Here is a 12,390-nt window from a genome sequence, read left to right on the forward strand (position 1 = left end):
CTCGCGGTCGCCGGCCCCGTTCGTCTGGTCCCCGGCGTCGTGGCCGGGGTTGGTCAGCGCGACTGGAGTGGCACGCCGCGCGGGCTGTCCACCACCGGCCCGGTCGGCTGGGCGCAGAGCAGGGCGAGGTGCTCGACGACCTTCGCCGCGTCCTCGTACGGGTCGAGTCCGCTGACCTCCATCGGGTCCAGCGGCGGCACGCTGACGTGCGACACCAGCGGGTGCAGCGGTCTGTTGTCGACCTCGCCGGTGCCGAGCAGGTCCTCGTGCAGCTTCTCGCCCGGGCGCAGTCCCGTGTAGACGATGGGCACGGTGCTGGACGCCTGGTCGGCCATCTGGCGGGCCAGGTCGACGATCCGCACCGGGTCGCCCATGTCGAGCACCAGCGCCTCGCCGTCGCGACCGATCTCGGCGGCCTGGAGCACCAGGTGGACGGCCTCCTGGAGGGTCATCAGGTAGCGGGTGACCTCCGGGTGCGTGACGGTCAACGGCTTGCCGCTCTCGATCTGTCGTTGGAAGGCCGTCACCACCGAGCCCCGGCTGCTCAGCACGTTGCCGAACCGGACGCTGAGGAACGTGCCCGGGAACCGGGACGCGGCGTGGGCGGTCAACCGCTCGGTGATCCGCTTCGAGTAGCCGAGGACGCTGATCGGGTCGGCCGCCTTGTCGGTGGAGATGTTGACGAACTTGGCGACGTCCTGGCAGGCGTCGAGCACCGACAGGGTGCCCCAGACGTTCGTCTTGATCGCCTCGCCCGGGTGGCGTTGCAGCAGCGTCAGGTGCTTGAGCGCCGCCGCGTGGAAGATGATCTCCGGGCGGCGTTCCCGGATGATGCGCCGGATGCCGTCGTCGTCGCGCAGGTCGGCCAGGATCAGCTCGGGTCCGTCCAGCATGGCCCGTCCGGAGAGCGACATCTGGAGGCTGTGCAGCGCCGACTCGTCCCGGTCGAGCATCATCAGCTCGCCCGGGTTGGCCTTCATCACCTGCCGGCAGAGTTCCGAGCCGATCGACCCGCCCGCCCCGGTGACCAGGATCCGCCGCCCGGTCAGGCTGTTGGTGCTCACCGGCAGGTCGCCGACCACCTGCCGGCGGCCCAGCAGGTCGCTGACCTGCACGTCCCGCACGTCGGTGACGGTGATCCGGTGGTCGACCAGGTCCCGCACCGGCGGCAGCACCTTGAAGACCGCGCCGGCCCCGAGGGTGGCCTCGCGGATCTGCCGGATCAGCGCGGCGTCGGCGTTGGCCACCGAGAAGATCACGGCGGCGGCGCCGGTCCGCCGGACCGTGGCGGCGACATCCTGCCGTCCGCCCAGTACGCGTACCCCACCGATGCGCAGGTCGCGTTTGTCCGGGTCGTCGTCCAGCGCGCCGATCGGCAGGTACCGACCGCGCGGGTCGCTCAGCATCGCGCGGAGCAGGCCCTGGCCGGCGTCACCCATCCCGAACAGCAGCACCGGCGTCGACGACCGGACGTTCGGCCGCATGGCGAGATCGCGCCGGTGCCGGTACGCGAACCGGGCACCCAGCATGAACAGCAGGGCGAGCGCACCGCCGACCAGCGGGGTGCTCGCCGGCACCGGCCAGTCGCTCGACGGCAGCAGGCCGAGCAGCACGATGGCCGCCGTCGTGATCGTCGTACCGGCTACCCACTGCACCTCCTGAAGGCTGCCCAGCGGGTGGCGTCCGGAGTGAAGCCGTCGCAGCGCTGCCACCGCGACGTACATGGCGGCGGCGCCCGCACCGACGATCGCCGTCGGGCTGAGTTGATCCGGGGGGAGTTGGAACTCGTACCGGGTCCAAGCGGCGGCGATGAATCCACCGACCCAGGCGGCGGTGTCGGTGGCGAGGAAACCCGCGACGCGAAGTCGGGTCCTGATCCGGCGCGACCGCTGGTCTGCGCGTTCGGTGCTCGCTATGTCCTGCGGCATGGTGGCTCCCTGTTCCCTCTCCGACCGCTTCCGCCCTGGGGGCAGAAGGAGCGTTGGCCCTCTTTGTCCTTGTTACAGGCACGAGAGTGTTGTTTGGTTGTTTTCATGTTTACAGCGGCATATATCCTGTTTTTTCGGTTAGTCAGGCGAGCGCGTACGGGCGGCCACCGGGCGGGCGGGTCCCACGTCCTTGGGGCTGCGCCCCGACGGTGCTGGCCGGTCGAGGTCCAGCAGGCGCGGCGGTGATTACGCCCGGTATTCCGCCGATAGGTGATATTGAGCGAACCTGGGCGGCGCTGCGCCGCCACGGGAGTCAACCGTGAGCAGCGGCGGCGAGCGGAGTGCCGGGCCGATCGACCGCCGAGTAGCCGCCGGTCAGAGCGTCACCGGTTCGGCCCCGCCAGGCTCCGCCGCATCCGTGCGAAGCGGGCGAAGGCCGGCTCCGCGTTCGGCTGACCGCTCGCTGTCGTCACGTACCACCTGTCGATGCCCAGGAGCGGCCCGAGCACGGCGCGGACGGCCGTCCCTACGGCGCCGCCGGGTACCCGTGCCGCACGGTCGACGCAGCGGACCCTGAACTCGTCTGCCCCCATCCGGATCCGCAGGTCGCCGAAGCCGTACGCGCGTTGGTGGACGATGAACGACGCCCAGTCGACGATCCGCACCGCGGTGTCCGCCGGCGGTGTGCTCAGGTCGAGGTGGGTCCAGACCTGGTAGCCCTGGTCCTCGAAGCCGGCCCGGCGGTACAGGTGGCGGGCGGGCGCGTTCTCGACTGAGACGTCGAGCAGGAGTTCGAGGCACCCCAGCCGGCGCGCGAGTCGGGCGCCGTCCTCGAGGAGGAGCGAGCCATGTCCGTGACCCCGGTCCTCTGCCCGTACCGAGATGCCGTTCAGCAGGAGTTGGCGGCCGAGCAGCCGCCAATCCGCCACCGCCCGCACCCCGGTTTCGTCGCACACGCAGCGCAGCAACAGTGTGGCCAGTGCAGGCGGCACGAGTGAGGCCTTGAGGAAGGCCGTGAAGTCCGGGGCGTGGTACGCGACCAGCCCGGCGCACGACGACGGCACCGCCTCGGTCAGCAGGCGGGCGGCTGCGGTGACGACCGGGTCGTCCGGACGGGTCGGCGTCATGACCGCCTCGGCCGTGACCGTGTTCAGGACCCTGTCCACAACAGCTGCCGCTCCTTGTCCAGGTCGAGCATGTCCGCCGCCGGATCGGTGGCGACTCCGCTGCCGTGCAGCACCTTGCCGATGGTCCGGGCGAGGATGGCCATGTCGAGCCGCAACGACCACGAGGTGACGTACTCGACGTCGTACTCCAGTCGCTCGTTCCATGGCACGCCGTTGCGCCCACCGATCTGGGCGAGTCCGGTGATGCCGGGCCGTACCTGGAACCGGACCCGCTCCCGCTGGGTGTACCAGGGGTCGTAGCGGGGGAGAAGGGGTCGCGGACCGACCAGGCTGAGGTCTCCGCGGAGCACGTTCACCAGTTGCGGCAACTCGTCGACGCTGAGCTTGCGGAGCAGTCGCCCGATCCCCCGGCAGCGCACCCCGTCGGGTAGGAGGTCACCGTTCGCGTCCCGCTCGTCGGTCATCGTGCGGAGTTTGATGATTCGGAACGGGCGCTCCCACCGGCCCGTCCGTTCCTGCACGAAGAAGACCGGACCGCCGAGTTGGGCCCTGATGAGCAGCACCGCTATGGCCAGGACCGGACCGGTCGCGATCAACATGACCGTGGCAATCGTCAGGTCGATCAGCCGTTTCATCCACTGCTGTGCTTGGTATGACAATGCTTTGCCCTCACAAAGACCGATGGCCATCAGGATCATCTGCCCGGCAACTCGGACATCCAGCCGATCTCTATCCGTTCGTTGGTTGTCGCCAGGCAGGTCGCTCCATGGAGCAGGGGAGGTCAATGAACAGTGGCGCGATAGGCGGGAAAGAAGCCGGTCGACACCAGCTCGTCGGTGGATCTGCCCAGTTGCCGGGCGCGCGCCGCGACCAAAGCCGGGTAGCGGTCCGGATCGACCACCATGGAACCCGTCCAGAACGAGGTCCTGGTCCCTCCGAAGGACCGCTTGAATCGGAACAGGCCGTCATCGGGCCGAACCCCACCGCCGAGGTGAACCACGCGGCAGCCGCTCTCCGCGGCCCAGCTGAGGATCGTCCAGACCAGCAGGTTGTTGGCGCCGAGACGGCTGGCGGTCGGATCCGAACCAGCCAGGTGGTAATGAGCCCGGTCCCGATGGCGCAGCACGAGCGCGGACGCCACCACGTTTCCTTCCGCGTCGCGGACCTCTGCCAGGGACAGCGCCTTGTCCAGCCCGGCGGCCAACTGCCGGTAATAGTGGTCGGGGAAGAGGTACCACGGCTGGCTCTCGAGCCGGATCATGGTCGACTCGTACAGCCTCCGGAACGGAGAGCCGGGCACGAGGTCGGGTGGGCCGGCCGGCCGGACGGCGGCGGTGAGTCCGCAGGTGTGGGCCTTCCGGATCGCCGTGCGGGCGCGCCCCTGCATGCCGTCCCACACCCGGTCGGGCCCCTGGGACACTGTCACGCAGATCGTGTCTTGCCGCTGGGCGAGGTCGACCTGTCCGAGTCTCCGGACGGCCTCCAGCGACGCCGGGTCCAGGGGCGAGAAGCGCAGGAACACGGTGACGGTCCTGGTCTGCCGCCAGTGGGCGACCGTCCGGCTCCAGAACCGTGCGAGGTCGGCTGACGAGCAGCCGGGATCGACGTGGACACCGGCATATCCGTACGGAGTCACGGCGTCGGTCTCTGTCTCACTCGCGGGACGCGACACGTACGGCACGATCAACCGGTCGTGTTCGTGGGCGACCTGCCAGCGGCCGGAGTCCACCGCTGCCGTAGCCGTTCCGTACGCCGAGGTGAAGTACACGTCCGGGCAGTCGGCATCAAGTAGGCCCGACTCACCGTTGGCGCCCCCGACCGCGAACGTCGCGCTCATCGGCTGGTCAGGAAGTCGTCGATCGCCTGCCCCACTCGCGCGCGCTGGGACTCGGTCATCGCGGAGCCGCTGGGCAGCGTCAGCCCGGTGGTGAAGAGCCGCTCGGCGGCTCCGGTCAGCGCCGCCTCGACACCGATGTGGACCGGTTGCAGGTGCATCGGCATCCAGACCGGTCGGGTCTCGATGTGCCGATCGGCGAGGTAGCCGGCCAGGTCCCGGGCTTCCCAGCCCGCCTCGCCGGGGTCGACCACGATGACCGTCAACCAGCAGTTGTCGCCCTGGTCGCCCTCTCCCAGTAGGTGGACACCGGGCACGGCGGCGAACATCTTGGCGTACTGCTCCCGCATGTCCCGCCGTCGACCGATCATCGAGTCCAGGCGCCGTAGCTGTGCGCGCCCGATCGCGGCGAGGATGTTGCTGAGCCGGTAGTTGTAACCGATATCGGCGTGTTCGTAGTGCGACACGGGTCGTCGTGCCTGCGTTGCCAGGTATCGGACCCGATCGGCGACAGCCGCGTCGTCGGTGAGCAACATGCCGCCGCCCGACGTGGTGATGATCTTGTTGCCGTTGAACGACAGGACTCCGGCGCGCCCGAAGGATCCTGCCGCCTGTCCCGCCCGGGTGGAGCCGAGCGCCTCCGCCGCGTCCTCCAGGACCGGCACGCCGGACTGCGCGCAGATCGGCAGGATGCGCTCGTAGTCTGCGCACCGTCCGAACATGTCCACCGGAATCACTGCCGCTACCTGACGACCGTCCCGCCGCAGCCGGGTGAGGGTCTCGTCGAGCAGGCCGACGTCGAGGTTTCCGGTCGACGGGTCACAGTCGACGAAGAACGGTCGCGCGCCGGTGTAGACGACCGCGTTGGCGGTAGCCGCGAAGGTCAGCGTCGGCACGACCACGACCCGTTCGGGTCCGGCCCCCAGTGCCAGCAGCCCGAGGTGCAGAGCGGCCGTTCCCGAGTTGGTCGCTACTGCGTGTGCCGTGCCGACCCGGCGTGCCATCTCCGACTCGAAGGCGTCGACCTCCGGGCCCAGCGGCGCCACCCACCCGGACCTGATCGCCGCCGTCGCGTATTGCTCCTCGAGCGGGCCGATGTCGGGCGGGGACAGATGGATCGTGTCACTCGTCATGCTTGTCACCCCAGGTCCGGGATTGCGGACTCATGGCCGAGGCCGCCCCGGGGCTCCGACGCCAGGACACCAGCACCGCCCACCCTCCGATCGGCTAATTCATGTGAAACCGGTTATATAACCCAAAAGCAGAAAAGCCTTCAAATGTCGTACTGGGGACCAGCCCTCTTGAACAACGTGAAGCAGGCCGGACGGACACGGGTACTCCGGCAGGGTCATCCAGCGGGGACCCGTGCCGGTGGACGTCGGGTGCAGGACGGTCGGGCGGCTCTCGCTGTCGGACGACGCCTCCGCCGGACCGGCGGTGCGCTGCGGCCCTAGTCGTCGCTGGCGTCGAGCCGGCGGGCGAGCAGGGCACGCAGCGGGATCGACTCCCCGTCCCGGCCGCCCGCGCCGACGATCAATGGCGGTGCGGTCGGTTCGGGCTCGGCGCCGAGGACCCAGGCCCGCAGACCGCCCGCCACGGTCAGGAGGTAGAAGTTCCCGTCCACGTCGACCGCCCGGCTCCGGGCCTGGTCCACATACCATCCGGTGAGCCGGGTCCGGTACCGGCCGCGGGCATCGTAGGCACGGGCGACGAGCCGGGTGGGAGGAAGCCCGCGCCGGGTCGCCTCCGCCACGAACCAGGCCACCAGCTCCGCCGCCTCGGCCCGCTCTGCGGCCCGCCGCCGCGCGTCCGCGTCGGCGTGCGCGCGCACCGCGTGCCGCTGCTGCTCCCGCCACGTCCGGCCGTCGGGCTCACTCACGACGTCGACGGTACGCGACCGGGCCTGTTCGAGTACGACCCGCAGCGTACGCCGGGCGATCGCCGCCATCACCGGGTTCGTCTCGACGTGGTACGGAAGCGCGGTGGTCGCCTGTTCCGGTGCCCATCCGCGCCCGCCCAGGTCGGGCCGTCCACACCCAACGCCGGCCGGTACGTCTCCCGGCGACCCGGCGTCGAACAGGTTCCGCGCCTGCCGCAGCCCTGGCTGCGCCCATCTGCCGGCCCGGTCGCCCGCCGGTCCACTCGAACGACGGCCACCGGTTGAGCCCGCCCGCCTAACGGGAACTGTCCGAGATCTACCCGCGAACGTCGCCCGGGATGCCCGCCGTCCTGGAGGCACCCCGGGCGGTGTCGCCGTTGGTCTGGTCAGACCAGTCCGGCGCGGCGCAGGGCCTCCGCCATCGCGTCATTGGTCGGAGCCGAACCGCCGTGCCGTTGCTGACCACCGCGACCACCCTGACCACCGCGACCACCCTGCGAGCCGCGACCGCCCTGCCCGGTCGGCGAGCCCTGGCCGCCGCGACCGCCCGGGCCGCGCTGACCGCCGCGACCCTCCTGGTTGGTCCGGCCGCCCCGGCCGGCGTCGGCGCCCGGCTCGTCCTCCAGGCGCAGGGTCAGCGAGATGCGCTTGCGGGGTACGTCCACGTCGAGCACCCGCACCTTGACCACGTCACCGGACTTCACCACCTCGCGGGGGTCCTTGACGAAGGTCTGGGACATCGCCGAGACGTGCACCAGACCGTCCTGGTGCACCCCGACGTCGACGAACGCGCCGAACGCCGCCACGTTGGTGACCACGCCCTCCAGCACCATGCCCGGCGTCAGGTCGCTGATCTTCTCCACGCCCTCGACGAAGGTCGCGGTACGGAACTCCGGCCGCGGGTCCCGGCCCGGCTTCTCCAACTCGGCGAGGATGTCGGTGACGGTGGGCAGACCGAACCGGTCGTCGACGAAGTCGGTGGCCCGCAGGCCGCGCAGGATCGCGCTCCTGCCGATCACCGCGCGCAGGTCCTGCCCGGTGCTGGCGAGGATGCGCCGCACCACCGGGTACGCCTCGGGGTGCACGCTGGAGGAGTCCAGCGGGTCGTCGCCGTCGGGGATGCGCAGGAAGCCCGCGCACTGCTCGAACGCCTTCGGCCCGAGCCGGGCCACCTTCTTCAGGTCGGTACGCGAGCGGAACGGCCCGTTGGCGTCCCGGTGCAGCACGATGTTCTCGGCCAGCCCGGCCCCGATCCCGGAGACCCGGGTCAGCAGCGGCGCGGAGGCCGTGTTGACGTCCACCCCGACGGCGTTGACGCAGTCCTCCACGACCGCGTCCAGCGACCGGGACAGCTTCACCTCGGACAGGTCGTGCTGGTACTGACCCACACCGATGGACCGCGGGTCGATCTTGACCAGCTCGGCCAGGGGGTCCTGGAGGCGGCGGGCGATGGACACCGCGCCGCGCAGCGACACGTCCATCCCCGGCAGCTCCTGCGCCGCGTACGCGGAGGCGGAGTAGACCGACGCGCCGGCCTCGGAGACCATCACCTTGGTCAGGTTGAGCTGCGGGTGCCGGGCGATGAGGTCGCCGGCGAGCTTGTCGGTCTCCCGCGACGCGGTGCCGTTGCCGATCGCGATCAGCTCCACCCCGTGCGCGCCGGCCAGCCGAGCGAGGGTCTCCACCGACGCGTCCCACTGCCGGCGCGGCTCGTGCGGATAGATGGTGTCGGTGGCGACCACCTTGCCGGTGGCGTCGACCACGGCCACCTTCACGCCGGTGCGCAGGCCCGGGTCCAGTCCCATCGTGGGTCGGGTGCCGGCCGGCGCGGCGAGCAGCAGGTCGCGCAGGTTCGTGGCGAAGACCCGCACCGCCTCCTCCTCGGCCGCCTGCCACAGCCGCATCCGCAGGTCCGCGCCGAGGTGGATGAGGATCCGGGTACGCCACGCCCAGCGCACCGTGTCGGCCAGCCAGCGGTCGGCCGGGCGACCCGCGTCGGACACCCCGAACCGGCCGGCGATCATCGCCTCGTAGCGGCTCGGGCCGGTCGGGACGGCGTCGGCCTCGCCCGCCTCGTCGGGCTCCATGGTCAGGTCGAGCACGCCCTCCTTCTCACCCCGGAACATGGCCAGGATGCGGTGCGAGGGCAGCTTCGGGTACGGCTCGGAGAAGTCGAAGTAGTCGGCGAACTTCGCTCCGGCCGACTCCTGCCCCTCGCGTACCCGGGACACCAGGCGGCCCCGCGACCACATCTGCTCGCGCAGCGTGCCGATCAGGTCGGCGTCCTCGGCGAAGGTCTCGATGAGGATCGCCCGCGCGCCCTCCAGCGCGGCGGCCGCGTCGGCGACGCCCTTCTCCGGGTCGACGAACCCGGCCGCGGTGGCGCGCGGGTCCTGACCGGGGTCGGCCAGCAGCGTCTCGGCCAGCGGGGCGAGGCCGGCCTCCCGGGCGATCTGTGCCCGGGTCCGCCGCTTGGGCTTGTACGGCAGGTAGATGTCCTCCAGCCGGGACTTCGAGTCGGCGGCCATGATCTGCGCTTCCAGGGCCTCGTCCAGCTTGCCCTGCCCGCGGATCGACTCCAGCACCGCAGCCCGCCGCTCGTCCAGTTCGCGCAGGTAGCGCAGCCGCTCCTCCAGGGTGCGCAGCTGGGTGTCGTCGAGCAGGCCGGTGGCCTCCTTGCGGTAACGGGCGATGAACGGCACTGTGGCGCCGCCGTCGAGCAGCTCCACGGCCGCCCGCACCTGACGCTCCGCCACGCCGAGCTCGTCGGCGATCCGCTGATGAACAGACTGGGTCACGATCTCGATCCGCCTTCAGAAGTGGGTACCGCCTGCATTCTGCCGGGCGCCCCCGACGGCTGTCGTCGCGGCTGGCCGCCGACCGGCGGCGGTCCCGCGTGGCCTGCGCTAGCGTGGCGATCATGGAAACCGCTGCGGAGCCCCGCGCCCGTCGGCTCTTCGGCGGCAGCGCCCGAGCCCTCGGCGACCTCACGGCCAACCCGTTCCGGGCCGACCGGGACCGGATCGTCGGCTCGCCGTTCTTCGCCCGCCTCGGCGGCGTCACCCAGGTGATCAGCCCGGTCGGCTCCGGGCTGCTGGTGCACAACCGGCTCACCCACAGCCTCAAGGTCGCCCAGGTGGGCCGGGCGATCGCCGAGCGGTTGACCGCCGACGAGCGCTGGCGTGACCTGCTGGACAAGCTCGGCGGCCTCGACCCCGACGTGGTGGAGGCGGCGGCGCTCGCCCACGACCTCGGCCACCCGCCGTTCGGACACCTGGGGGAGCGGGTGCTGGACCGGCTGGCCCGGCAGCGCCTCGGCCTCGCCGACGGCTTCGAGGGCAACGCGCAGTCGTACCGGATCGTCACCAGCACCGAGATCGGCGGCGCGGCCACCACCGGCCTGGACCTGACCGCCGCGGTGCGCGCGGCGATGCTGAAGTACCCGTGGACGCGGCTGGACCACCCCGACCCGCACCCGCGCAGCATGGACCCGCGGCCGCGCGGGGCCACCCCGCCGCCCGACGACCCGGAGAGCGGTTCGTCGAAGTTCGGCGCGTACCGGACCGAGCTGGACGACCTGCGGCAGGCCCGGGAACCGTTCGTCGGCCGCATCCCGGACTGGCAGCAGACCGTGGAGGCGTCGGTGATGGACACCGCCGACGACATCGCGTACGCCATCCACGACGTGGAGGACTTCTACCGGGTCGGCGTGCTCCAGCAGGGAGCGGTCTCCGCCGAGCTGATGGCCTGGCAGCGGGAGAGCGGACACTTCCGGGCGATCACCGACGCGGCGCTGGCCACCGCCGCCCGTCGGCCCGGCGCGGCGATCGAACGGCTGCGGCGGCAACTGCATCGCAAGGACGCCTGGGTCGCCGACGACGACGCGTTCGCCGCCGCCGTCGAGCACGTCCGGGAGGAGCTGGTCGACGGGCTGCTCGCCATGCCGTTCGACGGCTCGATCGAGGCCGAACAGTACGTGTCGCGGTTCTCCGCCCGCTGGTCCACCCGCTTCGTCGAGGCGATCACCGTCACCGACGCGCCGTCGGTGCGCTCCGGGCACGTGCTGCTGGGCTGCGCCCAGTGGCACGAGGTGCAGGTGCTCAAGTTCGTCCACCACCGGTTCGTGCTGGCCCGCCCGGATCTGGCCCTGCACCAGCGCGGCCAGGCCCGGCTGCTGGGCACCCTGGTCGAGGCGCTGTGGGAGTGGCTGCTCGACCCGGCGGAGGAGTCCCGGCTGCCCCGCCGGCTGCACGACCTCGTCGAGTTGGCCGAGGCGGAGCTGCACCCGCGTACCCCGGACCGGATCGGCCGGGCCCGGGGCCGGGCCATCGTGGACTTCGTCGCGCAGCTCACCGACGGTCAGGCGGTGGCGATGCTGGACGCCCTCTCCGGCCGCTCCGGCGCCCTCTGGACCGACGCGTTCGTGCTCTGAACCGGCCCGGCCGAGCCGGGCCGCGCCTGGTCGGGCTGTCCCGCCCCGGTAGGTCAGGCGACGGCCTGCCACCAGCCGTCGACGGCGGGCGGCTCGTCGACCACCACCCGCTCGCCGGGGCGGGGCACGGCGAGCCGGACGTCGCGCGCCTTCGCCTCGGCCCACAGCCTGTCGACCGGCTCGGACCAGTCGTGCAGGGCCAGGTTGAACGTGGCCCAGTGCACCGGAACGAACAGCCCGCCGCGCAGGTCGAGGTGGGCGCTGACCGCCTCCTCGGGGAACATGTGGATGGCCGGCCAGGCCCTGTCGTACGCGCCGATCTGCATCAGCGTCACGTCGAACGGGCCGTGCGCGGCGCCGATCTCGGCGTACCCGTCGAAGTAGCCGGAGTCGCCGGTGTAGAAGACCCGGCGGCGTGCCCCGGCCACCACCCAGGAGCTCCAGAGCGTGCCGTCGCGGCGCAGCCCGCGCCCGGAGAAGTGCTGGGCGGCGGTGGCGGTGATCGTCAGCCCGGCGACCCGGTGCGACTCGGACCAGTCCAGCTCGATGATCCGCTCGGCGGGCACGCCCCACCGGTCCAGGTGCGCGCCCACGCCGAGCGGCACCAGGAACGGCGCGGACTGCCCGGCGAGCAGCGCCCGCACGGTGCCCATGTCGAGGTGGTCGTAGTGGTCGTGCGAGATCAGGATGGCGTCCAGCGGAGGCAGCTCCTCGATGCCCACCGGCGGCTCGTGCAGTCGGCGCGGGCCGACCAGAGCCGAGGGTGAGCACCTGTCGCTCCACACCGGGTCGAGCAGCACCCGCCGACCCTCGATCTCGACGAGCGTGGACGCGTGGCCGTACCAGACGACGGCGAGTTCGTCGGCGGCCCGCGCCGGGTCGCCCGCCGGCGCGGTGGGCCGCAGCAGTGGCACGGGCGCGCTCGGGCGGCGCTTCTGCTTGCCGAAGACCAGCTCGCGGAGCAGGTTGCGGCCCGGCTCGGCGACCATGGTGCGGGTGCCGGCCCGGTTGTGGAAGGTGCCGTCACGGAACTGGGGTGAGCGCGCGGCCCGCTCGGCCCGCGCGCCGCTGAGCCGACCGCCCAGCGCCGCCGGCACATCCCGGGCGACCCACGCCAACCCGGCCAGCGCGGCCAGGCCGGCCGCCCCCCGCATCCGTCGCGCGAGCGACCGTTCGACGTCCGTGCCCTG

Annotated in this window: 9 protein-coding genes; 1 reads left to right on the forward strand and 8 read right to left on the reverse strand. The window is 71.9% G+C overall.

The features are described from left to right. Nucleotides 1-53: 53 nt before the first annotated feature. The 7 genes from O7634_RS19930 to O7634_RS19960 all read right to left on the reverse strand — a co-directional run bounded on the left by O7634_RS19930 (nt 54) and on the right by O7634_RS19960 (nt 9,566). On the reverse strand, nt 54-1,928 hold the full coding sequence (locus tag O7634_RS19930; RefSeq protein WP_278151629.1) for a nucleoside-diphosphate sugar epimerase/dehydratase: 1,875 nt from the start codon (nt 1,926-1,928) through the stop codon (nt 54-56). A 383-nt stretch (nt 1,929-2,311) separates the two neighbouring features. After that, nucleotides 2,312-3,094 carry a GNAT family N-acetyltransferase gene (locus tag O7634_RS19935; protein WP_278151630.1) on the reverse strand — a complete coding sequence of 261 codons (783 nt, stop codon included), beginning with the start codon at nt 3,092-3,094 and terminating at the stop codon, nt 2,312-2,314. Then, nucleotides 3,079-3,690, reverse strand: a complete 612-nt coding sequence (locus O7634_RS19940; RefSeq protein WP_278151631.1) for a sugar transferase — start codon at nt 3,688-3,690, stop codon at nt 3,079-3,081. Before O7634_RS19940 ends, O7634_RS19935 begins: the two co-directional genes overlap by 16 nt. Before the next feature lie 146 nt (nt 3,691-3,836). Further along, the gene (locus O7634_RS19945; RefSeq protein WP_278151632.1) at nt 3,837-4,892 is read right to left on the reverse strand and encodes a GNAT family N-acetyltransferase; all 1,056 of its coding nucleotides are present in this window, start codon (nt 4,890-4,892) and stop codon (nt 3,837-3,839) included. After that, nucleotides 4,889-6,022 (reverse strand): aminotransferase class I/II-fold pyridoxal phosphate-dependent enzyme, encoded by a 1,134-nt coding sequence (locus O7634_RS19950; RefSeq protein WP_278151633.1) that lies wholly within the window; start codon nt 6,020-6,022, stop codon nt 4,889-4,891. The genes O7634_RS19945 and O7634_RS19950 overlap by 4 nt, the downstream gene beginning before the upstream one ends. 317 nt (nt 6,023-6,339) lie before the next feature. Continuing rightward, entirely contained in the window at nt 6,340-6,768 is a 429-nt protein-coding gene (locus tag O7634_RS19955; protein WP_278151634.1) for a hypothetical protein, read from the reverse strand. Between the two features lie 386 nt (nt 6,769-7,154). Next, complete coding sequence (locus O7634_RS19960; RefSeq protein ID WP_278151635.1) at nt 7,155-9,566, reverse strand: Tex family protein; 2,412 nt, start codon at nt 9,564-9,566, stop codon at nt 7,155-7,157. Nucleotides 9,567-9,688: 122 nt separating this feature from the next. On the opposite strand from O7634_RS19960, the gene dgt reads away from it, so the two are divergent. After that, nucleotides 9,689-11,200, forward strand: coding sequence for a dGTP triphosphohydrolase (gene dgt / locus O7634_RS19965; protein WP_278151636.1), 1,512 nt, complete (start codon nt 9,689-9,691; stop codon nt 11,198-11,200). 53 nt (nt 11,201-11,253) lie between these two features. On the opposite strand, the gene O7634_RS19970 is transcribed toward dgt, so the two are convergent. After that, nucleotides 11,254-12,354 carry an MBL fold metallo-hydrolase gene (locus O7634_RS19970; RefSeq protein ID WP_278154022.1) on the reverse strand — a complete coding sequence of 367 codons (1,101 nt, stop codon included), beginning with the start codon at nt 12,352-12,354 and terminating at the stop codon, nt 11,254-11,256. Between the last annotated feature and the right edge of the window lie 36 nt (nt 12,355-12,390).

It is taken from the genome of Micromonospora sp. WMMD1120, assembly GCF_029626235.1.
Classification (GTDB): domain Bacteria; phylum Actinomycetota; class Actinomycetes; order Mycobacteriales; family Micromonosporaceae; genus Micromonospora.